This is a genomic window from Gammaproteobacteria bacterium (assembly GCA_035279405.1).
Taxonomy (GTDB): Bacteria; Pseudomonadota; Gammaproteobacteria; order Natronospirales; family REEB76; genus REEB76.
In genome coordinates this window covers 223,670-248,018 of record DATEHU010000033.1, presented here as the reverse complement: position 1 = coordinate 248,018, position 24,349 = coordinate 223,670, and the positions used below count along the sequence as shown (strand labels likewise).

General features: G+C 60.5%; 26 protein-coding genes, 1 tRNA gene and 1 riboswitch. Of the genes, 20 read left to right on the top strand and 7 right to left on the bottom strand.

The window, feature by feature from the left end; genetic code table 11:
* Window positions 1-39 precede the first annotated feature (39 nt).
* From VJR90_07740 to VJR90_07685, 12 genes are all read left to right on the top strand, one after another.
* Window positions 40-837: a DoxX family protein gene (locus VJR90_07740; protein ID HKV97359.1), complete on the top strand. Its 798-nt coding sequence runs from the start codon at window positions 40-42 to the stop codon at window positions 835-837.
* Between the two features lie 154 nt (window positions 838-991).
* Complete coding sequence (locus tag VJR90_07735) at window positions 992-2,218, top strand: efflux RND transporter periplasmic adaptor subunit (GenBank protein HKV97358.1); 1,227 nt, start codon at window positions 992-994, stop codon at window positions 2,216-2,218.
* 6 nt (window positions 2,219-2,224) lie between these two features.
* Complete coding sequence (locus VJR90_07730; protein ID HKV97357.1) at window positions 2,225-2,437, top strand: hypothetical protein; 213 nt, start codon at window positions 2,225-2,227, stop codon at window positions 2,435-2,437.
* Window positions 2,434-3,153: an ABC transporter ATP-binding protein gene (locus VJR90_07725; protein HKV97356.1), complete on the top strand. Its 720-nt coding sequence runs from the start codon at window positions 2,434-2,436 to the stop codon at window positions 3,151-3,153. Before VJR90_07730 ends, VJR90_07725 begins: the two co-directional genes overlap by 4 nt.
* Window positions 3,150-4,304, top strand: coding sequence for an FtsX-like permease family protein (locus VJR90_07720; GenBank protein ID HKV97355.1), 1,155 nt, complete (start codon window positions 3,150-3,152; stop codon window positions 4,302-4,304). The genes VJR90_07725 and VJR90_07720 overlap by 4 nt, the downstream gene beginning before the upstream one ends.
* Before the next feature lies 1 nt (window position 4,305).
* Window positions 4,306-5,472, top strand: a complete 1,167-nt coding sequence (locus VJR90_07715; protein HKV97354.1) for an ABC transporter permease — start codon at window positions 4,306-4,308, stop codon at window positions 5,470-5,472.
* A gap of 141 nt (window positions 5,473-5,613) precedes the next feature.
* The gene (locus tag VJR90_07710; GenBank protein ID HKV97353.1) at window positions 5,614-6,765 is read left to right on the top strand and encodes an FtsX-like permease family protein; all 1,152 of its coding nucleotides are present in this window, start codon (window positions 5,614-5,616) and stop codon (window positions 6,763-6,765) included.
* A 1-nt stretch (window position 6,766) separates the two neighbouring features.
* A complete protein-coding gene (locus tag VJR90_07705; GenBank protein HKV97352.1) occupies window positions 6,767-7,933 on the top strand; it encodes an ABC transporter permease in 1,167 nt (388 codons plus the stop codon).
* Window positions 7,934-8,360: 427 nt separating this feature from the next.
* Window positions 8,361-9,338 carry a tetratricopeptide repeat protein gene (locus VJR90_07700; GenBank protein HKV97351.1) on the top strand — a complete coding sequence of 326 codons (978 nt, stop codon included), beginning with the start codon at window positions 8,361-8,363 and terminating at the stop codon, window positions 9,336-9,338.
* A gap of 70 nt (window positions 9,339-9,408) precedes the next feature.
* Window positions 9,409-9,532, top strand: a riboswitch (TPP riboswitch).
* A 45-nt stretch (window positions 9,533-9,577) separates the two neighbouring features.
* Window positions 9,578-11,434 carry a phosphomethylpyrimidine synthase ThiC gene (thiC, locus tag VJR90_07695; protein ID HKV97350.1) on the top strand — a complete coding sequence of 619 codons (1,857 nt, stop codon included), beginning with the start codon at window positions 9,578-9,580 and terminating at the stop codon, window positions 11,432-11,434.
* Between the two features lie 94 nt (window positions 11,435-11,528).
* Complete coding sequence (locus VJR90_07690) at window positions 11,529-11,990, top strand: nuclear transport factor 2 family protein (GenBank protein ID HKV97349.1); 462 nt, start codon at window positions 11,529-11,531, stop codon at window positions 11,988-11,990.
* Window positions 11,991-12,104: 114 nt separating this feature from the next.
* Window positions 12,105-12,329, top strand: coding sequence for an EamA family transporter (locus VJR90_07685; protein ID HKV97348.1), 225 nt, complete (start codon window positions 12,105-12,107; stop codon window positions 12,327-12,329).
* Here the strand turns inward: VJR90_07685 and VJR90_07680 are convergent.
* Entirely contained in the window at window positions 12,309-13,367 is a 1,059-nt protein-coding gene (locus VJR90_07680) for a nucleotidyltransferase domain-containing protein (GenBank protein ID HKV97347.1), read from the bottom strand. The two genes, VJR90_07685 and VJR90_07680, sit on opposite strands and share 21 nt — an antisense overlap.
* A gap of 131 nt (window positions 13,368-13,498) precedes the next feature.
* Between VJR90_07680 and VJR90_07675 the strand changes: the two genes are divergently transcribed.
* From VJR90_07675 to VJR90_07645, 7 genes are all read left to right on the top strand, one after another.
* Window positions 13,499-13,735 (top strand): hypothetical protein, encoded by a 237-nt coding sequence (locus tag VJR90_07675; protein ID HKV97346.1) that lies wholly within the window; start codon window positions 13,499-13,501, stop codon window positions 13,733-13,735.
* Window positions 13,736-13,765: 30 nt separating this feature from the next.
* Entirely contained in the window at window positions 13,766-14,629 is an 864-nt protein-coding gene (locus VJR90_07670) for a DMT family transporter (GenBank protein HKV97345.1), read from the top strand.
* A gap of 61 nt (window positions 14,630-14,690) precedes the next feature.
* On the top strand, window positions 14,691-16,046 hold the full coding sequence (locus VJR90_07665; protein HKV97344.1) for a pyridoxal-dependent decarboxylase: 1,356 nt from the start codon (window positions 14,691-14,693) through the stop codon (window positions 16,044-16,046).
* A gap of 22 nt (window positions 16,047-16,068) precedes the next feature.
* Window positions 16,069-16,299, top strand: a complete 231-nt coding sequence (locus tag VJR90_07660) for a hypothetical protein (GenBank protein ID HKV97343.1) — start codon at window positions 16,069-16,071, stop codon at window positions 16,297-16,299.
* Between the two features lie 513 nt (window positions 16,300-16,812).
* Window positions 16,813-17,466, top strand: a complete 654-nt coding sequence (locus tag VJR90_07655; GenBank protein HKV97342.1) for a cyclase family protein — start codon at window positions 16,813-16,815, stop codon at window positions 17,464-17,466.
* Window positions 17,467-17,518: 52 nt separating this feature from the next.
* Window positions 17,519-17,971, top strand: coding sequence for an MAPEG family protein (locus VJR90_07650; GenBank protein HKV97341.1), 453 nt, complete (start codon window positions 17,519-17,521; stop codon window positions 17,969-17,971).
* Window positions 17,972-17,973: 2 nt separating this feature from the next.
* A complete protein-coding gene (locus tag VJR90_07645) occupies window positions 17,974-18,732 on the top strand; it encodes a class I SAM-dependent methyltransferase (GenBank protein ID HKV97340.1) in 759 nt (252 codons plus the stop codon).
* Between the two features lie 69 nt (window positions 18,733-18,801).
* Here VJR90_07645 and VJR90_07640 read toward each other — a convergent pair whose 3' ends face one another.
* From VJR90_07640 to VJR90_07630, 3 genes are all read right to left on the bottom strand, one after another.
* Complete coding sequence (locus VJR90_07640; protein ID HKV97339.1) at window positions 18,802-19,173, bottom strand: PsiF family protein; 372 nt, start codon at window positions 19,171-19,173, stop codon at window positions 18,802-18,804.
* Window positions 19,174-19,302: 129 nt separating this feature from the next.
* The gene (locus tag VJR90_07635) at window positions 19,303-20,211 is read right to left on the bottom strand and encodes a cation diffusion facilitator family transporter (GenBank protein ID HKV97338.1); all 909 of its coding nucleotides are present in this window, start codon (window positions 20,209-20,211) and stop codon (window positions 19,303-19,305) included.
* A gap of 8 nt (window positions 20,212-20,219) precedes the next feature.
* Window positions 20,220-20,576, bottom strand: a complete 357-nt coding sequence (locus VJR90_07630; GenBank protein HKV97337.1) for a rhodanese-like domain-containing protein — start codon at window positions 20,574-20,576, stop codon at window positions 20,220-20,222.
* 509 nt (window positions 20,577-21,085) lie between these two features.
* On the opposite strand from VJR90_07630, the gene VJR90_07625 reads away from it, so the two are divergent.
* A tRNA-Arg gene (locus VJR90_07625) sits at window positions 21,086-21,162 on the top strand.
* Between the two features lie 74 nt (window positions 21,163-21,236).
* On the opposite strand, the gene VJR90_07620 is transcribed toward VJR90_07625, so the two are convergent.
* From VJR90_07620 to VJR90_07610, 3 genes are read right to left on the bottom strand one after another with little or no spacing between them, the layout of a single operon-like run.
* Entirely contained in the window at window positions 21,237-22,703 is a 1,467-nt protein-coding gene (locus tag VJR90_07620; GenBank protein HKV97336.1) for a c-type cytochrome, read from the bottom strand.
* An 8-nt stretch (window positions 22,704-22,711) separates the two neighbouring features.
* Window positions 22,712-23,665 carry a substrate-binding domain-containing protein gene (locus VJR90_07615; GenBank protein HKV97335.1) on the bottom strand — a complete coding sequence of 318 codons (954 nt, stop codon included), beginning with the start codon at window positions 23,663-23,665 and terminating at the stop codon, window positions 22,712-22,714.
* A gap of 27 nt (window positions 23,666-23,692) precedes the next feature.
* Window positions 23,693-24,166 (bottom strand): DsrE family protein, encoded by a 474-nt coding sequence (locus VJR90_07610; protein ID HKV97334.1) that lies wholly within the window; start codon window positions 24,164-24,166, stop codon window positions 23,693-23,695.
* Window positions 24,167-24,349 lie beyond the last annotated feature (183 nt).

Sequence of the window (24,349 nt, the reverse complement as noted above, 5' to 3'; positions counted from 1 at the left end):
ATTCCGTCCCACCCCAGCCACGAACCAGGAGGTGACAACGTGAATACGATGCTACAGCCCAGCCGTGTGTTGTTTGCCGCAGCCATGATTGCCTTGGGCATCACGGGCCTCGTCAACGGCGATTTCGCGCTCGCGTGGCAGCGAGTTCCGATTCATCACCTGCCGGCACGCGCCATCATTGCGTATGCCTGCGCCATCATTGAGCTGGCATTGGGCCTCGGCTTGCTCTTCAAACGCACGCTGACACCGACGTGCCGCGTGTTGTTCCCATATATGGTGCTCTGGCTCGTGCTGCTGGTCGTCCCGGTCGTGGTGCATTTCCCGCGGGATGCAGGCAGTTGGGGCAGTTTCGGGGAGATCGCGATCATCACGGCCGGAGCGTGGTGTCTGTTCGCCAAGCATGCGGGGACGCGAAGCTTTGATTTCGCGGCCGGATCGGGTGGCACTCGCGACGCGCGCTGGTTGCTCGTCGTCGCGCTGCCCATGATCGGCGTCGAGGTCATCGTGGATGCGGTGAAGGCCGGCGACAAGGTCATGCAACCGTGGTTACAGTGGTTGCCCGACCCGATGGCCTGGGCTTGCCTGACCGGGGTTGGAAGCATCGCGACGTGTCTGGCATTGCTGTTCGGGGTCTGGCCACGGCTTGCCGCGACCACGGAAGCTGTCATGCTGGGCATCATCGCCGTCGCCTACTGGGCGCCTGATCTTTATACCGGCCGGACGGCAACCACTGCATTCATCATTTCGTTCCTGATCGCTGCTGGCGTTTGGCTCGTGGCCGACACCTATCGCGATGTGCCGTGGTTGGCCACCAAGCGGCCGGTCTGGACGGCGTAATGCAACACATCGTTGCCGAAGGGGGATCCGTTGTTGCATCTGTTTGGGTGAACCCGCACTTCGTCCCATGCCGGCCACGGTTCGTCACAATTCGATTGTGAGACTTGCCGTATCTATCTAGATTTAGCGCCATGTTTATACGAGGCCGCTGCCCTTGGACAAGAAAGATGCTTTGAACGCCCTGAAAATTGACCGCGACGCGGCCCCGGCGCCCGGCCGCGGCGGCCGTGGATGGTGGCTGGGCGGCATCATTGCCGTATTGGTCGTGTTGCTGATCGTGGCCGGCGGGTGGATCTTCTATCCGCGTACCGTGGCCGTTCAGGCCCAGACGGTGGCGGTGCAGGGCGGCGATTCCAATTCCGGCAGCATCCTGAACGCCTCCGGCTACGTGGTGGCGGAACAGCAGGCTACGGTGTCCTCACAGATCACCGGCATGATTACCGAGGTGTATGCGCAGGAAGGCATGCGCGTGAAGCAGGGCGAGGTACTGGCGCGACTCGATGACCGTGGAATGCGCGCCGCATTGGCCGCCGCGCAAAGCGTGTTGCTGGCCGATCAGGCTCTCGTGGCCCAGAACCGGGCGCAGCTGCTCAAGGACCGGCAGAATCTCGCGCGCACCAAGGCGCTGGCCAGGCAACACCTCATGAGCCAGGCGGACTTGGACAATGCCCAGGCGGCGGTGGACATGGACAAGGCCGCGCTGGCACACGCCGAAGGTCAGGTCAAGGTGGATCGGGACAACCTGCAGGCGGCGCAGATTGCTCTGAGTTACACCGTGATTCGCGCACCGTTCAACGGCGTGGTCACCGAGAAATACGCGCACCCCGGCGAGATGATTTCGCCCGCCGCGGTCGGCGGCTTTACCCAGACCGGCATCTGCACGCTGGTGGACATGACGTCGCTCGAGATCGACGTGGACGTGAACGAGGCCTACATCCAGCGCGTGCACAACAACATGCGCGTGGACGCGGTGCTCGATGCCTACCCCAACTGGCACATTCCCGCGCACGTCATCAGCGTGGTGCCGACCGCCAACAAGGAGAAAGCCACGGTCAAGGTGCGCATCGCCTTCGACAAGCTCGACCCGCGCATCCTGCCGCAGATGGGCGTGCAGGTGTGGTTCTACGCCGAGCCCAACACCAAGGCGCAGGCGCAGACCGCCACGATTTCCATCCCGCAAAGCGCGCTGCACGGCAGCGGCTCCGGTCAGTACGTGTATCTGGTGGTGGACGGCAAGGTGAAGCAACAGAGCGTGAAAACCCTGCCCGGCGCCAATGGCCAGGTGACGGTGGTGTCCGGCCTGAATGGCGGGGAAACTCTGGTAACCACTGCGCCCTCCACATTGCACGACGGTGAAGCCGTGCGCGTGGCGTCGCAGTGAATTGCCATGAGCACGGAAGCGCGCCATGGCATGGTGCTGACGCTGGGCGTCGCGATCGCATGGTATTGTCTGCCGGTACTGTGCTCCCCGCGGATATCGCAGGCGCTGCATCACACCCGGCAGTTTTTGCAGCAGGCAGAACTCCATCCCGAGCAAACCTTGGTGTACCTGCTTTTGAAGTTTGAACCTTTGGGCGATGTTTTCAGGAGAACGCTATGAACGCAGTGGTGGCTGGCAAGAAGACAGAATCCGATACAGTGGTGAGCCTGCGCGGCGTCACCAAGCTCTATAAGCGCGGTTCCGAAACCGTCGAGGTGCTGAAGCGCCTCGATCTCGAAGTGCCGCGCGGCGATTTCCTTGCGCTCATGGGGCCGTCCGGCTCCGGCAAGACCACGCTCATGAACCTGCTCGGCGGTCTCGACCGTCCGACCGCCGGCGAAGTGATCGTGGACGGCCAGGACATCGGCAAACTGAGCGACAGCGCGCTCTCCGCCTGGCGCGCGCGTCACGTGGGCTTCGTGTTCCAGCTGTATCACCTGCTGCCGGTACTGACCGCCGAGCAGAACGTGGCGCTGCCGCTGATGCTCACGCATCTCGGTGCCGGCGAGCGCAAGAAACGCGCGCGCGCGGCCTTGACGCTCGTGGGTCTCGAGGAGCGCGCCAAGCACAAGCCTTCGGAACTCTCCGGCGGACAGGAACAACGCGTCGGTATCGCGCGCGCCATCGTCACCGATCCCACGCTGCTGCTCTGCGACGAGCCGACCGGTGATCTGGACCGCAAGGCCGGCGATGAAATCCTGGAGTTGCTGCAACTGCTGAACACCGAACACGGCAAGACCATCATCATGGTGACGCACGACCCGCATGCCGCCGCCAAGGCACAGCGCACGCTGTTCATGAACAAGGGTGTGCTCGGCCAGGAGCCGGAAGCGTGAATATCGCCACGCTGATCTGGAGCGCGCTTAAACGTCATAAGGCGCAAACACTGTTCACCTTCCTGTCCGTGGTGGTGGCGTTTGTATTGTTCAGCGTGCTGGCGGCGGTGCGCCAAGGTACCTCGGAGATGAGTATCGCCAGCGCGGGAAGACTGAACACGCTGAGCGCAGTGTCCCCGGGTGCGCCCATGCCTCTTAGTTATTACGACAAGATTGTGAGCGTGCCGGGCGTGGTTGCGGTCGACTACTTTAACGGTTTCCCCGGCCATTTCAGGGATCCGAAAAACGCCGTGCATGTCATCGTCACCCAAGCGCGCGACTATCTCAAGGTGTATCCGGAATACCAACTGCCAGCGGCGCAAAGAGAAGCCTGGTTCGCTGACCGTCAGGGCGTGATTGTCGGCCCGACATTGGCGAAGCGCATGGGCTGGAAAGTGGGCGACACCGTTCCCATCCAGTCGAAGCTGCCTCACAAGGATGGCAGCACCACTTGGTATTTTCACGTGGATGGCATTTACCAAGCCGACTTGCCCGCGACTTTCCAGAGTCTGTTCTTGGGACATTATCAGTATGTCCAGGAAGGCATCGGCGGCACGCTGCCGGACCAAGTGAACACCTACAGCGTACGAGTCGGCGATCCACGTGATGTTACGCAGGTTTCAGATGCGATAGATAAATTGTTCGCGAATGCCTCCATTCAGACGCTGACGGAACCGGAAACCGCCGAGGCGGTGGATTATGCGCGTCAATTCGGTAATGTCACCGCCATGGTGATTTATGTGGGCATCGCTGTATTTTTCAGTCTGCTGCTCATCATCGGCAATTCCCTGATCGAATCGGTGCAAGAGCGCACCGCGGAATTCGCCATGTTCCGAGCGCTGGGTTTCAAGCGCCTGCGCTTGAGCCTGCTGGTCATGCAGGAAACTCTGCTGCCGGTAGTGGCGGGCGGCATCGCCGGCCTGATTCTGGGACTTGAAGCCGTGCGCCTGCTCACGCCCGGCGCGAGCAATTTTTTGCAGACTTTCGGCATGGGCTGGAACGCGGTTGCAGGCGGCCTGATCCTCAGCGTGTTGTTCGGATTGCTGGTGTCGCTGATACCGGTGCAATGGGTCACGCGGCTGCGCGTAGCCGACGCGCTGCGGAAAGCTTGATATGAAAAATGCAATTCGTCAAAGCTGGATTCTTACCGCCTGGAATCTCCGCAACATGCGTGCGCGGCTGCGGCGTTCTGTGGTGGCAGTGACGGGCTTTTTCGGCGTGGTGCTGGTGTTCGTCGTGGTACTGTCCATCCGCCAGGGAATCAGCAGGGTGTTCGCCAACACCGGTTCGAATGAAATCGCGCTGGTGAAAAGCAACAACAGTTCTCTGGATGGCAATGCCCTGCACACTATCGGCCAGGCGCCAGGCGTGGCCCAAGGCGCTCATGGACCGCTGGTGATGGGCACGTTCGGAGCTTCCGCGCGCATTCCTCTGCAAAAGGACGGCCTGCTCGGCACCGTGGAATTCCTCGGTGTGGGCGCGGGAATGCCCGCTGTCTGGACCGGGTTTCGCATCGTGCAGGGTCGCATGTTCAAGCCCGGTCTGGATGAAATCATTGTCGGTCGGCAGGCGCAACAGCTTTATCGTGGCCTGGCGTTGGGCGACAGCTTCAACTGGAACCACCGGCAATGGAAAGTCGTGGGCGTGTTTGCCAAGGACGGTGGCATCCGCGAATCGGAAATCTGGGCCGATGTCAATCAATTGCAGTCGGCCTACAACTCCGCCAATCAATACTCGGGCGCCGACGTGCGGCTCACATCCGCCGCCGCTTTCCCGGCCTTCAAGAACGCGTTGGAAAGCAACCCCCAGTTGGGGGTGTCGGTGGTACAGGAAAGCAGCTATTTCCAGCAAAGTTTTCACGGCCTGAGTACCTTGATTACCGAGGTCGGCGGCATCGTGACCTTGCTCATGGCGATCGGCGCGGTGTTCGGCGCCGTCAAAATCATGTATTCCAACATCGCCAACCGCATGGGGGATGTCGCCACCCTGCGCACGCTGGGCTTCCAGCGTCTGCCTGTGCTGTTTGCCGTGCTGCTGGAAGCTATCCTGCTGAGCCTGATCGGAGGCGTGTTCGCCATCCTGATTGCCTATTTCAGCTTCAACGGCTATCAGGCCAGCACCGTGGGCAACCATGAACTGATGGCGTTCCAATTCACGGTCTCGCCGTGGTTGATCGTATCCGCATTGGCGCTCACGCTGGTCATGGGGCTGATCGGCGGCCTGTTTCCCGCCATCCGCGCCGCACGTCTGCCGGTGGCGCGCGCGCTGCGGGAAGCGTGATTTCGAAAGAGCGGTGTGATTTTATATGAGCGATTGTATTGTGGGAGTGGCCGTCCCGGCCACGACAGGATTTGGAATCGCGGCTAGAGCCGCTCCCACGGTGTATACAACTGCTCCCAAGTTGAACGAGGGAGTTCTGGCATGAACAACATGACTTTGGTGTGGAGCGCGCTCAAGCGCCGCAAGGCGCGCACGATATTCACCTGGTTGTCGGTGGTGGTGGCCTTCGTGTTGTTCGGGATTCTCGCGGCAGTGCGCTACGGCATGATGGGCCAGTTGACGGTGTCGGTGGCGGAGCGCCTGGATACGAACAACAAGGGTCAAGGTCCCCTGCCGCTGAGCTATTACGACAGGATCGTCACGGTGCCGGGCGTGACGGCAGTAGCTTACCTGACCGGTTTCAACGGTTATTACAAGGATCCCAAAAACTCCTTCCAGGTGCTGGCATTTTCACCCATGTTCTTGAAGGTGTATCCGGAAGCTAAATTAACGCCGGAGCAGGTGCAGGCCTGGCAGGCCGATCGGCAGGGTGTGATCGCCGGACCGGATCTGGCGAAACGCATGGGCTGGAAGGTGGGCGACACCATTCCCATCCAGTCCAAAGTTCCGCAGAAAGACGGCAGTACCACCTGGTATTTCCATCTGCGCGGGATTTACCACGCCGACCTGCCCACGGCCTATCAGAGTTTCTTCATCGGGCATTACCAGTATTTCAACGAGGGCGTGGCGAATCAGCAGGCGCAGAACGTCGTGTTCCAGTACGTCGAACGTATTGACGATCCGCGCAATGTCACGCGTATTGCCAATGCCATTGACGCGCTGTTTGCCAATTCATCGCCGCAGACGCTGACGCAGTCGGAAGTGGAGGAGGCGGTGAGTTTCATACGCCAATTCGGCGATATCACGTCCATGGTGATTTACGTCGGCATCGCGGTGTTCTTCAGCCTGCTGTTGATCGTGGGCAATACGCTGGCCCAATCGGTACGCGAGCGCACGGCGGAATTTGCCATGTTCCGGGCGCTGGGTTTCACACGCGGCTGGATCGTTGTGCTGGTGTTTCAAGAGGCCTTGTTGTTGATTTTCTCTGGTGGCATCGCGGGATTGATCCTCGCGTGGCTGGCGACGCGCGCGTTGTATCCCAGCGTCGGGAGTCTCCTGCAGACTTTCCAGATGACCTGGAATTCCGCGGCTGTGGGAATTGGGCTGGCCATCGTCTTCGGAATTTTAGCGGCCTTGGTACCCATGCAGCGCATCGCGCGCCTGCAGGTGGCCGAAGCCTTGCGGGGGAGCTGACATGTCAAACCTATTGCGGCAAACGGCGGCGACCAGCATCTGGAATTTCCATAGCCTCGGCAGGCGGCTCAAGCCGTCCGCCGTGGCGGTGGCCGGATTTTTCGGCGTGGTGCTCGTATTCGTGGCGGTGCTGTCCATCCGCCAGGGATTTGCCTCGGTCATGACCAACAGTGGCTCGCCGGACGTGGCTTACGTGAACGGCAACAATACCAATCTCGATAACAATGCACTGAATGTCATTGGCCAGGCGCCGGGCGTGGCGCATGGCCCTGGCGGGCCGCTGGTGGCGGGCGTGTTTGCGGCTACCGCGCAGATCACGCTGCGCAGCAGCGGTACGCTCGGCAGCGTCAACATGCGCGGCGTACCGACGAACATTACCGGCGTGTGGCCGGACTTCCACATCATCCAGGGGCGCATGTTCAAGACCGGCGTGGACGAGATTGTCGTTGGCCGCCAGGCGGAGCGGCTGTTTCCCGGTCTGGGTATCGGCGATACCTTCGACTGGAACCATCACCACTGGAAAGTCGTGGGCATCTTCTCGAAGAGCGGTGGCATCCGCGAATCGGAAATCTGGACCGACGTCAACCAGTTGCAGGCCGCGTATAACGCCACCAACAGTTATTCTATTGCCTACGTGCGCCTGACTTCGCCCGATGCCTTCCCGGCGTTCAAGAAATGGGTGGAGAGCAATCCGCAGTTGAACGTGACCACCACGCGCGAGGATGTGAGCTGGGAGCAGAACGCCAACGGGCTGGACACGCCGATTGCCTTGATTGGCGGGCTGGTCACGTTGCTCATGGCCATCGGCGCGATTTTCGGCGCGCTCAACATCATGTATGCGAACGTCGCGAGCCGCATGCAGGACATCGCCACGTTGCGCGCACTGGGCTTTGCGCGCTTGCCGATCCTGTTCGCGGTAATTGTTGAAGGCATCGTGTTGGGACTGGCGGGCGGGATCGCCGCGGCGATCATCGCGTACTTGGTGTTCAACGGCTATCAGGCCAGCACCAACACCAACGGCGCGATGATGGCATTCAGCTTCTCCGTCACGCCTGCGTTGATCGTGAGCGCGTTGATTCTGGCGATCCTCATGGGTTTCATTGGCGGCCTGTTCCCGGCGATCCGCGCGGCACGCCTGCCGGTGGCGCAGGCCTTGCGGGAAACCTGAAGCACCGATCGCGGGCATTTCCCAAGTACCTGCGTGTCCTCGGAACGGGATCGGGTCGGCGGCACCGCAGGGCCTGGCTTGCGGTCTTTAGTTCGCACATAAACAAGCGCTCGGTCCGGGCGCGAGCATGCGAAATGTTTCGCAGGCTGGGGTATCAGCCCCGACAGTCGCCGTGATTCCACCGTCGGTCTGATGAGACCGAGCCGCGTGAGTTTCAGTGGCATCCTAGGTATAATGCCTGCGCCCAGGTTTTATCCCCTTCAAGAACAAGAATCCCTGGATTTAGCGGAGGCGCCTCTGAAACCCTGAGAGCAGGGCCGGAGAGGTGTATGGCCAGCGTGCATGCGCGTTGGCTGGCGGTGAAGTGCGTGCCGCTGAATGTGTGCGGTGTGCTGGATGTCGGATTTTGGCAACGGAGAACGAGTTGATGAGAGCGAAGCTGATTGCGGTGGTGGCGAGCGTGGTTCTGTTTTTCAGTCTGGGTGCGCATGCGGCGGGGCTGAACGGTCCGGGCATGCAGATGCTGGGAATGGAAAACTACACGGGCGCACGCGCGTACTTTGAAACCACGTTGCAGCAGAATCCAGGTGACGCCGATGCCGCCGCCGGCATGGCCTTGCTCAGCCTCGCGCAGGATCAGAACAAAGCGGGTGTGGATTGGGCGCAGAAGGCCATTGCCATGGCGCCTGCGGACGCGCTTTACCACATGCTGCTGGGCGTCGCGTACGGCCAGTACGTGCACGATGTCAGCATCTTCAGCCAGCTGGGCGTCGCATACAAAGTCCGTGACGCGTTCCAGCAGGCAGTGCAGCTGGATCCGCAGGATGCACGTGCGCGCGCCGGCCTCGCCAAGTATTACATCCTGGCGCCGGGCATCGCCGGCGGCAGTTTTCAGAAAGCAGACGCGCAGCTGGCCGCACTCGACAGGATAGATCCCGTCCAGGCGGCGGCGGTGCGTGCCACCTGGGCTGAACATGAGAAGAAGCAGGCGCAGGCGGAAGCCTACCTGCGTACCGCCGCCAAGCTCGACAATACCGGCGACGGGGATTACTGGCTGGGGCAGTATCTGGTTGAGCAGAATCGTTACGCGGATGCGATCGCCGCGTTCGAAGACGGCATCAACAGGAACCCCGCCAACAGCAACAATTATTACGGTATGGGCCAGGCCGCCGCGCTCGGCAAGATCGACGTGCAGAAAGGCATCCAGGATTTGCAGAAATTCCTGACCATGCCGCACGACTGGTTGCCCGGCACGCCTACCTACAAGCAGGCGCATTACGAACTCGGCATGCTCTACGCCGTCGCCGGCGACAAGGCCAATGAAAAGGCCCAATACGTGGCGGCGCTCAATCTCGATCCGGAATTCAAACAGGCACGCGACGCTCTGGCCTCGGCCTCGCTTTAAACCTTTCGAATCCAAGTTTGAGTTCACCCAAAAGCGCCGCTGCCAGCGGCGCTTTCTGCTATAGTTGCACGCGTCGAGCTGGGGGTGCCCCTACTGGGGCTGAGATTGAAGCATCCGGCGATGCCGCGATGATTTGAACCCTTGGAACCTGAACCCGGTTAGTACCGGCGCAGGGAATGCTCCGACGGTCCAGCCGCGTCGCTCATTCATGCCTGCGCTCGGTCCCGTGAGGACAGAACATGAGCGCCGTACCCGAAGAATTCATCCGCCGCACCGCGCAGCTTTCCAGTGACGCCACGCGGCCTTATCCCAACTCCCGCAAGATTTTCGTGTCCGGTACGCGTACCGATCTGAGAGTCGGCATACGCGAGGTGCAGCAGTCGGACACTCCGGCATTGCACGGTGCCGAGGCCAATCCGCCCATACCTATATATGACACCTCCGGACCGTACACCGATCCGGCAGCGCACATTGACCTGCTCGCCGGCCTGCCGCCGCTGCGTGCGGCGTGGATCGCCGAGCGCAGCGATACCGAACAGTTGGGCGATTTTACTTCCGAATATACGCGGCGCCGCAACCGCGATCCCAAGCTCGCCGACGTCCGTTTCCCCGCTCCGCCCAAGCCGCGCCGCGCCAAAGCCGGTGCCAACGTGACGCAGATGCACTATGCGCGCCAAGGCATGATTACGCCGGAGATGGAATACATCGCCATCCGCGAGAATCTGCGCTTGAACGACCTGCGAATTGATCCACGCTACGTACAATTACTAAAGCAGCATCGCGGCCAATCCTTTGGGGCGACGATCCCGGAAGAGATCACGCCGGAATTTGTGCGCGCCGAAGTCGCGCGCGGCCGCGCCATCATCCCGGCCAACATCAATCACCCGGAACTCGAGCCCATGATCATCGGGCGCAACTTTCTGGTGAAGATCAACACCAACATCGGCAATTCAGCCGTGACGTCTTCGATCGCCGAGGAAGTGGAGAAAATGGTGTGGTCGGCGCGCTGGGGCGGCGACACACTCATGGATCTGTCCACCGGCAAAAACATCCACGAGACCCGCGAATGGATCATCCGCAATGCGCCCATGCCCATCGGCACCGTGCCGATTTACCAGGCGCTGGAAAAAGTGGACGGGAGGGCCGAGGAACTTACCTGGGAGATGTTCCGCGATACGCTCATCGAGCAGGCCGAGCAGGGCGTGGACTATTTCACCATCCACGCCGGCGTGCGCCTGCCGTTCGTGCCGCTGACCGCGACGCGTGTCACCGGCATCGTGTCGCGTGGCGGCTCGATCATGGCCAAATGGTGTCTCGCACACCATCGAGAGTCGTTCCTGTATGCGCACTTCGAGGACATCTGCGACATCATGCGCGCCTACGATGTGTCGTTCTCGCTGGGTGACGGCCTGCGCCCCGGTTGCATCGCCGACGCCAACGACGAGGCGCAGTTCGCGGAGTTGAGAACGTTGGGCGAGCTGACCCAGATCGCCTGGGAGCACGACTGCCAGGTGATGATCGAAGGTCCCGGCCACGTGCCCATGCAGCTCATCAAGGAGAACATGGACAAGGAGCTGGCCGAATGCTTCGAAGCACCGTTCTACACGCTCGGGCCCCTGACCACCGACATCGCGCCCGGCTACGACCACATCACCTCGGCCATCGGCGCCGCGCAGATCGGCTGGTACGGGACGGCGATGCTGTGCTACGTCACGCCCAAGGAGCACTTGGGCCTGCCCAACAAACAGGACGTGCGCGACGGCATCATCGCCTACAAGATTGCGGCCCACGCGGCGGATCTGGCAAAAGGCCACCCCGGCGCTCAGTTGCGTGACAATGCGCTCTCGAAGGCGCGCTTCGAGTTTCGCTGGGAGGACCAGTTCAACTTGGGACTGGATCCCGAGAAAGCACGCGAATTCCATGACGAGACTTTACCGAAAGAGGCCGCCAAAACCGCGCACTTCTGCTCCATGTGCGGCCCGCATTTCTGCTCCATGAAAATCACCCAGGATGTGCGCGAGTATGCCGCGAAGGGCATGGCGGAAAAGGCGCGAGAATTCCTGGAACAGGGCGGGGACATTTACCGCCGCGAATAGCCGGAATGACTGGCTGACCGTGATTCGCGGGTGTGGTTTTAGCCGGTTTATTGCGAGAATCCGTTGTCAGATTCACGAACTGAGGAGATCGCCAATGAGAGCAATGGCTTGTGTGATGGCGGTGACCATGTTGGTTGGTCTTGGCACTGCCCACGCCAAGGAGCAGTTGGCCCGATGGGCTTCGCCCGATGATGCCACTGCCAAGTACATAACCTCCATTGAGACGCTGTGGACAGATGCAAACTGCGGTCCGACACAGCCAGCGCTCCGGGCTGCCATAGCAGAGGATTTCCAAGGCACATCCCCGAATGGGCAACGCTATGACAGGTTGCATGCCTTGGAATCTGATGGCCAACGCGATTGTCAGACGGGACAGATCAAGATTCATCTCTTTGGGGACTCATTGGCGATGGCATATGGCAATGAGAGCAGCCTTGTCACAAACAAGGACGGCAAGACATGGAAACGCTGCTTGGTATGGACTGACACCTGGCTGCAGCGGGATGGGGAATGGCAGATTATTGCAGCCCAAGACAACGTAGTTGCCTGCAAGTAGTTGTACCGCCTATTCGCTCGCGTGGATATTTAGGGCGGAGATCACGGGTTATAGTTTGATCAGCAATATCTGTTCGGTGCTGTAGAATCGCCGCCTGCTCCCTGGGAGAAGGCGGTGAATCTGAGTGTCTTGCTGCTGCTGTTCGTGACCCTGGTCTGGGGCACGACGTTTCCCGTCATTCAGGCTGCCACTGCGCATCTGAACGGGGCGGAAATCACGGCGCTGCGTTTCCTGATTGCGGGCGTGTGCATGCTGCCGTTCGCGGTCAAGGCCTCGCGTAGTCGGCGCTTCGTTCAGTGCGAGCGGGGTACAAATTGTTTATGTGGGGCGCAGCGCTGAGCTTTTGCCCAGCACCCAGCCGATTTCATCCAGCGGCCGGTATTTTGACAGCGCCGCGATGCCGGCACGCAGGCGGCTGCGCCAACCAGGCCCACGCTCGAGCGCATCGTTCCATGACTGCATCAACCGCTCTGCGTCGTGCGCGGCGTGCCACTGCAACAGTGCTGCGGACTGTTCCAGGTCCTTGCGCGCTTTGGTGCGCTGGCGGGTCGTACGCTCACCGTGCACGATAAGTTTGTGCACGGAATAGCGCGCCGGTTCCGGTAGGTTGGCGACCGTGCAATGCCCGGTCCGGTCCAGCAGCACGCCTTGCGTGGGCGCCTCCAGCAGGTAGTCCAGAAACTTGAGTGGCTGCGCGGTGACCGAGAGCGCTTCGATGCGGCGCGGCGCCTCACCGCCGCGGTGCAGCGTGGTCAGGAAGTCGATCTGCAGGTCCGGTTCGCCGCGCAGTGAATAGGTCGGGCCGGTGCCGCCGGTGAAGGTTTGCGTAGGAATGAACCCGGCCTCGAACGTGCTCAGCGCATCGTGCAGATTGGCTTGCGGCGCATCCGGCAGGGCGATGGAGACGTTTTTGCCTGGTATGGCCACATCCACGTCCATGGTACGGTCGCCGCCGGTCCATCTGACGCCCAGCAGATTGGCGAACGCGGCAAAGGCGTGCGTGCCGGCCAGTACGCCGCCGGCGCGGAAAAATCCGAAATCGGTCAAGCGCGCGATCACGCGCAAGTGCTTGGCGAGCAATGTAGTTGCGCCTTGAGCAACATAGGCGCGCGCCAGCGCGGCAATTTGGCTGGAATTGGCGTCGCGCTTTTTCTCTACCAGCGCGCGTACACGCGGCTCGTCCGGGCCGACGTAGATCTGGCGATGGTAGCCGCTTTCCCGGAACACGAAATACCAGTAGTCGCGGCCCTTGACGGATTTCCTGGCGAAATTCCCGCGCAACTGCGCTACGCTGCGCGACACATGTTCGGCCAGGACCACGTCCTGAAGCTGGGCAAAGGTGGTCTGGGCGGTGAGGGGCAGCTCGGTATAAAGCATACGGCCAGTTATACAACATTTTGACCAAATGTTGTATAACCAAGTAGCGGCCGCAGCCCGGACTGCGTGCCGTAGCCTCTCCGGCTGTACGCATGGAATTAAGGTGCCCGCGAAAAAGCACGAGCCAGGATATGAATGAAGTGGACAAACCGGAGCGCTCGACTCAGTACCGCGCGATAACGTTGTTCCGCGAAGTGCTGGGCTACCGTTACCTCGGTGACTTGTTCGTGCGTGAGTTGCTGCATTTGCGGGAGCAACGGCACAACGAATGCTTCCGGAAATTCATGGATAACGCATTCTCGTATTGGCGGACGTTGAAAGATGAATTAAATCGCGCACCGCTCTCGCAGGGAAAATGGACGTATTAGAGGCCGCTGCTGCTAATTGAGGAAGAACTGATGAATCCCAGCGTACTGGTGCTGCTGTTCGTGACCCTGGTCTGGGGCACGACCTTTCCCGTCATTCAGGCTGCCACTGCGCATCTGAACGGGGCGGAAATCACGGCGCTGCGTTTCCTGATCGCGGGCGTGTGCATGCTGCCGTTCGCGGTCAAGGCCTCGCGCAGGGCGTGGCGCGACGGCGCACTGCTGGGCGTAGTGGCGCTGGCATCCTACGCCACGCAGGCAATCGGCCTGGAATATATTTCGGCCAATCGCAGCGCGTTTCTCACCAGCCTCAACGTGCTGATGGTGCCTTTTCTGGCTCTGCTGTGGGGCGGCCGCCTGAGCGCTCAGGTCGTGAGTGCGGCGGTGCTTGCCTGCATCGGCATTGGTCTCATGTCCTGGGAAGGCGGCAGCAATCTTTTGGGCGACGGCCTGACGGTGGCCGGCGCATTTGCCTATGCGGTTTACGTGATTGTGTTGTCGCGGTTCATCAAGCACCATGAATCACGCACGCTCGTGGCCACCCAGATTGTGCTCATGGCGGCCATTGGTACCGCCTGGCTCCTGATTACCCACCCGTCGGGGTCCGCGCTCATCACGTTGGGCGAGCATGCGCGGCCGATCTGGACCTCGCTCGTGTATTTGGGCGTGGTCGCCAGCGCGGGCATGCTGTTTTTGCAGGCGGTCGGGCAGCGCCACGTCGCACCGGACAAGGCCGCAGTGATTTTTACCATGGAGCCGGTTTTTGCCGCGCTGTTCGCCTGGCTGTGGCTGCACGAAACCCTGGGTGTGCGCGGACTCTTTGGCGGCGCGCTGGTAGTGGCCGCCGTGATACTCGGCGAATGGCGTTTCAAATCAAGACAGCTGGTACGCGGATGAACCGCGCGCCGGGCACAATTACGTTTGGACGCGGTGCCGCGCTTTGTACGAGGAGCAGCGAATGCGGGATCTTTTGAATGACGCGGCGGCCCGTGCTTTGAATTATCTCGACGGAGTGCAGACGAGAAGCGTGGCGCCGTTGCCGCAGGCGGTGGCCGGACTTGGGCGGCTGGATCAACCCCTGCCGGAACAGCCAAGCCGGCCCGAAGAGGTTTTGCGGGTGCTGGATGAGACTTGCTCCGATGCCACCATGGCGATGGCCGGTCCGAGGTTTTTCGGTTTTGTCATTGGCGGTTCGCTGCCGGTGGCACTCGCCGCCAACTGGCTTGCGAGCGCCTGGGATCAGAACAGCGCCTATTACCAGGCGATGCCGGCCACGTCCTATGTCGAGCAGGTCGCATTGCGTTGGGTACTTGAGCTGTTTGATTTGCCGGCGGCCTGCGGCGGTGCGTTTGTCACCGGCGGCACGATGGCAAATTTCTGCGCGCTCGCGGCGGCACGTCATGTGGTGCTCAAGCGCGCCGGCTGGGACGTGGAAGCCAGCGGCCTCATCGGCGCGCCGCCGGTGACGTTGGTGATCAGCGACGAAGCTCACCCGTCCGTCACGAAATCGCTGGGCTTGCTGGGCTTCGGCCGCAACCGCGCCGTCCGTGTGCCGACTGATTCACAGGGGCGCATGCGCGCCACGGCGCTGCCGCGGATATCAGGCCCGACCATCGTGTGTACGCAGGTTGGCAACGTGAATACCGGCGCTTTCGATCCGGTGAGCGATATCGGCGAGGCGGCACATCGCGCGGGCGCCTGGTTGCACGTGGATGGAGCCTTCGGCCTCTGGGCCGCAGCGGTTCCGGCGATGAGCCGGCTCGTTACGGGTATCGCGCAGGCCGATTCCTGGGCGACGGATTTCCACAAGTGGCTGAACGTGCCGTTCGACAGCGGTCTGGCGCTGGTCCGGGACGCCGAGGCCTTGCGTGCCGCCATGGCCATCACCGCCGAATATCTGCCGACCGGCAGTATGTTCCGCAACCCCGCCGATTACGTGCCGGAACTCTCGCGCCGGGCGCGCGGCGTCGAGGTCTGGGCTGCGTTACGCGCGCTGGGGCGTGCGGGTGTGATTGAATTGGTCGAGCGCAACTGCCGCCAGGCGCGGCGCTTCGCCGAAGGCCTGCGTGCTGCCGGCTACGAGATCCTCAACGACGTGGTGCTTAACCAGGTGCTGGTGAGCTTCGGAGATGCACAAATGACGAACGAGGTAATTGCCGCTATCCAGGCGGACGGCACTTGCTGGTGCGGCGGCACCGTCTGGCAGGGCAGGACAGCCATGCGTATCAGCGTATGCTCTTTCGCCACTACTGACGATGACGTGGAATTGTCATTGAAGGCGATGCTACGCATCGCGAAGAAGCGCAAGCAATGAAATCCAATTTTGGAGTACTGTTATGAAAGCCTACTTGATGATCAGCGGTGCGATTTTCGGCCTGTTCGCCCTTTGGAATGTTTTCGAACTGATTACCCACTGGCGAACACTGGAGTCGGACAAGTGGTTCACGATCAGCACATCCGCGGTGATCGTGCTGAGCGGCGTGCTCAGCCTCTGGGCCTGGATATTGCTGAAACTGCATAAACGCGCCGCCGCCAGATCAACCGGCGATGGTGAAACGTTGCAATGAGATTATTGAATACCGCATGGCCATCGCCTGGAAGTAACTAATCTGAACCGCATCAGCGGGCAATGCCGCTGCGCAGCGGTGGGATACCGTGCAACCGGGGGCATCAAAAGCGTGGTCAATTGTCATTGCAATCTGTGTCGCGGAATTAACGGCAGCGCATTTTCCACCTATGTGGTGGTTGCCCCGGAAGGTCTTGCCGTGTACACGGGCCAGGAAAAAATCTCCCGTTACCAAGTAACGGAAGGGGCAGTAAAACATTACTGTTCCGCCTGCGGCACGCCCCTGTTCAATACCAACCCAGTCAGGTATCCCGGGCTGGCCATGCTGTATCTCGGCGCCGTGCGGAATCATCCAGGACCGGCGGCGCCGGTCAACATTTATTCCGAGTACAGGCCGCCGTGGGTGGACGCCATAGCGGAGGCCCGGAGTTTCGCGGGGCCGCCGCAGCGGGAACCGTGATGGTCCGGGCCGGCGTAATCCATGTTGATTAAATCCTGATCGGTGGACGATGCGATGTCCCGCATAATCGATCTCAGTCACAGTGTCGAACACGGCCTGATCACCTACAAGGGTCTGCCGGCGCCGGTGATTTGCGATTACCTGTCGCGGGAAGCATCGCAGAGCCATTACAGTGACGGTACCAGCTTTCACATCGGCAAGATCGAGATGGTGGCCAATACCGGTACCTACGTGGACGCGCCGTTTCATCGCTACGCGCACGGCAAGGATTTGTCCGAATTGCCGCTGGCGTCACTCGCGAATCTTGAAGGCCTGGTATTCCATGCCGCGGAGGATATGCGCGCCATCGGGCCGAGCCTGTTCAAGGGAGCGGATGTACAGGGCAAGGCCGTTCTGGTGCACACCGGCTGGGCCAGGCACTGGGGCACTGACCGGTACTTCGAAGGCCACCCGTTTCTCACCAAAGCGGCCGCGCAGTGGCTCCATGAGAAAAGCGCCGCGCTGGTCGGCATTGATTCCCTGAATATTGACGACATTGCGGACGGCCGGCGCCCGGTGCATTCCATCCTGCTGGGCGCGGAGATTCCCGTGTGCGAGCATCTGTGCAATCTGGAGATGCTGCCCGACCGGGGCTTCAGGTTTCACGCCGTGCCGGTCAAGGTCAAGCGTTTCGGGACCTTTCCGGTGCGCGCCTATGCCATCGTCTGAAACATGATTTCAGTCGTCGTCCGCCCCCGCCTCTGACATCCAAGGAGTTCGCATGAAACCGGAGCTGATATTTACGCCGATGCTGGTGCTGGTGTTCTGGACTTTCGTGATTGTGACCTGGCTGGCATACAAGCGCTTCAGTGCGGGGTTTGCCGGGCGCGTGAAAGCCGGTTATTTCAAAGTCGGCGAATCCGAAAAAGTCCCCGACGATGTACGCGTCGTAGGCCGAAATTTCGCCAATCTGTTCGAGATGCCGGTACTGTTCTATGCCGTGTGTATTTCGGTATTTGTGACGCATCAGACGAGTCACGCGCTGGTAGTTCTGGCTTGGTGCTATGTGATCCTGCGCGTTGTCCATTCCCTGATCCATGTCACGTATAACTACGTTAATCATCGCTTTATGGTTTACTTCGGCAGTTGCCTCTTGCTGCTGGCGATGTGGATCATCTTCGCGGTGAACCTGTCCAGCAGGGCGAGCCTGACCGTATCCTGGCCGTTGCATTGAACATGCAACCGGACTCGTTCAAGGATCATTTTTCCGGGCATGCGGCGGCTTATGCGGATGCGCGGCCGCGCTATCCGGTCGAGTTGTTCCAGTGGCTGGCGACCCTCACGGCGCAACACGCTCTCGCCTGGGACTGTGGTACCGGCAACGGCCAGGCCGCTTTAGGGCTGGCGGAGCACTTCAAAAAAGTAATCGCTACCGATCCCAGCAAGGAGCAGATTGCGAACGCCTTTCCTCATGCGCATGTGGAATACCGCGTGGCCGCAGCGGCATCACCGGGTTTGGATCACCATTCTGTTGATCTGGTGACGGTCGCACAGGCGCTGCATTGGTTTGACCTGCCGAAGTTTTACGCGCAGTTGAAGCGCGTGCTCAAATCCGACGGAGCCATTGCCGCCTGGTGCTATGGCCTATGCAGCATTACGCCGGACATTGATGCTGTGCTCCGGGACTTTTACAACAGTACGGTGGGCCCGTATTGGCCGCCGGAACGCCGGCTGATTGATGACGCTTACCGCACGCTTGAGTTTCCATTCCGGGAAATCACACCGCCCGCGTTCAGCATGCGGCATCAGTGGGATCTTGCGCAGTTCCTTGCCTATCTCGATACCTGGTCCGCGGTGCAGCGCTACATCCAGGAGAATGGGCGTAATCCGGTAGGGAAACTCGGCGATACATTGCGCCGCGTCTGGGGAGCGCCCGACAGCCAGCGAACGGTAAGCTGGCCTTTGCACATCCGCGCGGGCAGGATCAAGGCCTGAAGAGGCGCAACTCAAGAAACAAGGGCGCGATTTCCACCGCGCCCTTGTTTTCGCCAGCCTATTGCGGGATCAGCCGTCTTTCAGGCACTCGCTCATGAAGTCCGCGCGCGCTTTGCCTTTCATCTGCTTTTCCTTCGCCTGGGCACTGCAGGCCTTCATTTTTTTCTGCGCGGGAGTCATCATGCCCTCGGCTTTCTTTTCTTCGGAATTGGCCTTGGGATCTGCGGTCTTTGCGGCGGTTGCCGCGCTCTTGCCGTGCAGGCATTCGCGCATGCCGCGCTTGTACTCGTCGCCTTTCTTGCCCTTGTTCGCGTGGGCACAGTTCGCCATTTTTTCCTGCTGGGGTGTCGTGGTCTTGCCTTCCGATGCAGACACGTTGGAGGTGACCGCAAATGCGGCCACTGTCAGGACGATACACAGGGGAACCATTAACTTCTTCATTGGATACTCCTTCCATAGATGGTGATGTTTGCCAACTGCGTCCCTGCGCAAGCAGAGACGTGTGCATACTATATCAGCGGAGGTTACCGGCAGGCGGTGATTAAGTAAAACTGCCCTGCGGGCTGCGGTTCACGGGCGCTTCCCCAGGTTTTGCAATGGGACGCGTGCCAATACTTCCGGCTCCGGTTGCAGTGTGGCGTGGGTGATTGCATAGCGCTGCTGCAAATGCTCGCGGATGCGCACCAGTACCTCCTGCCAGTCACGCATGTCGTCAATCACCACATGTGCCGACAACGAGACCTCGCGCGACGACAGTGACCACACGTGCAGGTCGTGCACCGAGCGCACGCCGGTCACTCCCGCCATGCTGCGGCCGATCTCCGTCAGGTCCAATCCGCGCGGCACGCCTTCGAGGAGTACACGGCTGGTTTCACCCAGCAGCCGCAGGCTGGATATCAGGATCAGCGCGGCGATAAACAGCGACAGCAGCGGATCAATGTAAAGCCAGCCACTGAAAAAGATCACTACGCCGCTGACCAGCGCGGCCAGCGACCCGAGCAGGTCCCCCATTACGTGCAGCAGACTGGCGCGCATGTTCAGACTGCTCTCGCCGCGCTGCAGCACGCGGTAAATGCCGAAATTGATCAGCAGTCCGATGGCCCCCACCAGCATGACTACGGGCGCGTGTACCGACGGCGGTTGGCGCAGGCGCAGCAGCGCTTCCACCACAATCGCGGCCACGATTGCCAGCATGAACAGGGTGTTGAACAATGCGGCCATGACTTCAGCACGACCCAGGCCGTAACTGTGATGTGCCGAGGCCGGCTTGAGCGCGATTCTGGCGGCCAAGGCCGCGACGCCGAACGCCAGGCCGTCGGTCGCCATGTGCCCGGCGTCACCCAGCAACGCGAGAGAATTGGCCCAGACGCCGGCGATGACTTCGGCCGCGGCGAAGCCAAAGGTCAGCAACAACGCATACACAAATGCACGCTGACCTACGGCGGACTGCGCACGGGCCGCAGGTGTGTGAACGTGCATGAATGCGTTCAGCGCTCGGTGGGCAATCCGGCGGCGTTCCAGGCGCCGAACCCGCCGGCGAGGTTTACGACGTGCTTGAAGCCGAGGTCCTGCATTGCCACGGTTGCGAGCGCCGAGCGTCCGCCGCCCTGGCACTGCATTACGATCTCGCGGTCGCGGTCCTGCAGGTCCGGGTACTGATTGATTCTGAACTCCAGCACACCGCGTGGAATGTTAATGGCGCCCGGGATATGACCGGCGGCGTATTCCTCGGGTTCACGCACGTCCACGATCAGGACCTTGCCCAATTTTGATGCCACATCCTGCGGCGTAACTTCGTGAATCTTGCTTTTGGCTTTGGCGACCATTTCAGCGGCAGTGGTCATGTTGCAGGCTCCGTTAATTCATGCATCAATAATACGCCGTCCGGCAAGCACATGGCGCAGCGCGGTGACGCCGGTTCCGATGTGTCGCCAACAGCCCAAGCGTTGCGAGCGGGTCACCCTGCCTTGCTTGAAAGAACCGGGAGTTTTTGCCGTCAGGCCGATAGCATCGCGATTTTTGCCCAAATTTTCAGGATTTCTTGACCGTCGGTCACGGCTCCCGGATAATTGCGCCCCCACGCGCCTGTAGCTCAGTTGGGTGAGCCGGGGGTTTCAGACGAAGCGAAGCTTCGTCCCGGCGAACGACGCGACAGGACGTCGCGGCTGGCGGGAATACCAGGGATGGGTACGACCGCTGATGTTTTTAAATGAGTTTGCGCCTGTAGCTCAGTTGGGTGAGCCGGCGCTTTCAGGCAAAGCAATGCTTTGTTCCGGCGAACGACGCGACAGGACGTCGCGGCTGGCGGGAACACCATGGATGGGTACCACCGCTGATGTTTTTAAATGAGTTTGCGCCTGTAGCTCAGTTGGATAGAGTACCTGGCTACGAACCAGGGGGTCGGGAGTTCGAATCTCTCCAGGCGCGCCAGACAAAAAATGCCCCGTCAGGGGCATTTCTTTGCGTGCTGCGTGAGTGACCGAAATTCCGCCGGTCTCCGGTGATCATTCTCCTGAATTTGCGGGCGCACCTAATAGCTTCCCATGGACCACGCGGCCGTAATAGCTGTCGCGGCTGTGATAAAGCTTGCGCGTAGCCTCCACGCTCCCGGTAAAGCGTGGATCCTGCGGACGCGGATGGCTGACCACAAATGCGGCCACATCCCAGGCTTGTTGACCGGTCAGCGTCTCACCTGCACCGTAGGGCATGTTGGCTTTGATGAAGGCCGCGGCCGTACTGATGCGTTCCATGCCGGCGCCCCAGTTGAATGAGTAGGGTCCCCATAAAGGCGGAAATACTGGCGCACCGCGTGCGCTGAGCCCTTCGCCGTCAGCGCCGTGGCACATCGCGCAGTTTGTCGCGTACACGCTCGCGCCGCGTTCGATGCTCGGAGCCTCGTGTGGCGCGGGTAACTCCGGGTAACCCGCACCCTTGGGGGTGATACCCACCGGCAGACCGGTAGCGAGCCAGTGGAAATAACTCACCAGCGCGACCATATCCTGACTGTCTGCGGGTGGCGGCCTGCCGTTCATGCTGAAGCGAAAACATCCCTGAATGCGCTCTTCCAGTGTGTTCACCTGCTGTTCTTTCCGACGGTATTTCGGATAGGCGACATACGCCGCCCACATCGGCGCGGAGTTTGCGTGCCGGCCATTGTCCAGATGGCAATTGGAGCAGTTCAGCGCATTGCCTACATATTGGCGCGCATGGGTCTGGGTATTTTCAAAAACCTGCAAACCTTCCCAGATCATGTCACCGTCCGGCCCTTCTGGAACTGCGGATTCCGACGGTGGCTGGAAATCATCCGGTGATTGCGCGGTGAACTTGTAAGCTGGATCGTGTGCCGGCCGCGATGGCTGTGGTTTCTCACTCGGTTTGAGTTGCGCGATATACCCCGTTACCGCCTGAATGTCAGTATCGCTTAATCCCTTGCTTACGCGGCTCATGATCAAAACCGGGAAGTAATGAGGCGCATTCACATCCATGCCTTGATAAAGCCGCAGCGTGGAAGCCATATATTGAGGTGACTGACCTGCCAGGGCGGGAATCTGCGGTGCGACGCCGCCTAGATCCGGGCCGTGACAGCGCGCACACGCGGGTACGCCGTGTTGCCAATCGCCGGTGGTGACAAGTTGCTGTCCACGCAATCTCTCCGCCGCGGACAGTGTGCCGGCGGTTGGGGTATAAGGTGGATGGAGTTGGCTGAAATACGCCGCCAGTGCAGCAATATCGGCATCGCTCAGCCCCTTGGTTGCCACCTGCATCATAGGATTGGGGCGCGCACCACTGCGGAAGAACTGCAATTCATTCCGCAAATAAGTGGCCGGCTGGCCGGCGATGCGTGGAAACATCTCGCCACCCTGACCCTGGACGCCGTGACAGGTGGCGCAAGTTTGCGCCAGCGGCGGTGTCGGACTGCACCAGGCGACGACTGGCATCACCATCAACAATAACCACGCTGCGCGTTGCATGGCTTTACTCAGTGGGCCAGAAGGCGCGAATCCGGCGCCATGAAGCCGTAATGCCGGTAGATGGCCTGGGCTGCCGGTTCGGTCAGGAATTGCAGGAACGCGCGCGCTGCCTGCGGATGCGGCGCATTCTGCATGAGTCCGGCGGTGTAAGTAACCTGCATGTTGTCCTGTATGGGGATGCTTACGCTTTCGACAGGGTTGTGCAGGATGTGCTCCTGGAAATAGGCTTCTGTGTACCACACCGGGCCGACGTCCGATTCACGCCGCAGGATACGCAGCGGCGTCTGGCGATGGTGGATCTGCGTCAACCAGGTTTCGCCGTTTTTCACTTTTACAGCCATGATTTCATGCACCAGCGGCTCACCGCCGGCTTTGCGATACAGCGCTTCGATGCTGCGCGCGATGCCTTCCCATTGGGGATTCGGCATGCTCACGCGTACGCCGGCACGCCCCAAATCCTTGAGACCGGTGATGTGCTTGGGATTGCCGCGATAGACCATGAGTGTCAGACGATTACGGGCATAATCTTTAGTGGTGCTGAACCAGTGCCTGTGCTGCTGCAATTCCACAATACGGTCGCGGCCGGCGGTGTAAATATCCGGTTTGAGGGCGATGCGCAGATTGCCCATGATGAGCGCGCCCTTGCGGATCTGTTCGACGAGAATACCGGGTGGCAGGGTTTCCACGAAGATACGCCGGTATTTAGGATATTGCTTCTGAAACGCGCGCACCAGATCATGCACCACCATGAACTGATTACCGGCGAAAAATACCGTGAGCTGGGGATTCGCCACATCGCCATGCAAATCCGCGACGCTGTCAATTTCCGGAACCGTGAACGACACACCGTTTGACGGCGGGGGATTCCAGGGCGGCAGATAATCCGGCGGCGCTGCCAGAAGTGCGGGCGTGGCCAGCAGCACCGCGCTCAATAGCAGATAAGTTCGGAAACGCCGCAGCATCTTGTCCGTCTCATCGTGCCGTCTGTACTACATGGGCATCAGGGCGTAGCCGTCGTGTTGCAGGATGATGATGGTGGAAAGTGCCGAGAGCGCGATTTTCACATCCGGATTCACCCAACTGTAATCGTAATCTTCGCCGGCCACAGCCTGGCCGCATACTGCAAGCTCCACCCCGGCAGTTTTCAATTCGCTGAGGACCTTGAGGTTAGGGTTGTCTACACCAAACTGTTTTTTGTAGTGAGCGTTGTCCAGCACAATGGGCGTGGCGCCGCCGTGGATGATGACCACGAACTTTAGATGATCGAGCGGAACACCCGCCGAGGCGAACACGTTTACCGCCCGGGCCACGTGATCCAGGCCATCGTTGATTTCCTTGGGGTTTTTGCTCTCGTGGGTAATGCTGAACAGGGCTTTGTATATGGCGGTCTTATCCGGCTGGTAAGCAGCATTCGGGAGCGGGTGCATGGCGCCGGCGTCCTTGATGACCGGGTTTTGCCACATGCCTGAAGGCGGGGATGCCAATGCCGCGGAGGACAGAAAAACCCCAAGTAAAACAGCAAGTAACCAACGAAGCTTGAGCATGGCTGGACTCCTGGATGTTTGTTTTGTTTGCGCCGCACCGCGTGGCGGTGCGGGCCGTTGGCCCGTTGAGGGGCGCTTAGATGATAATGCGGAGCATTGAAT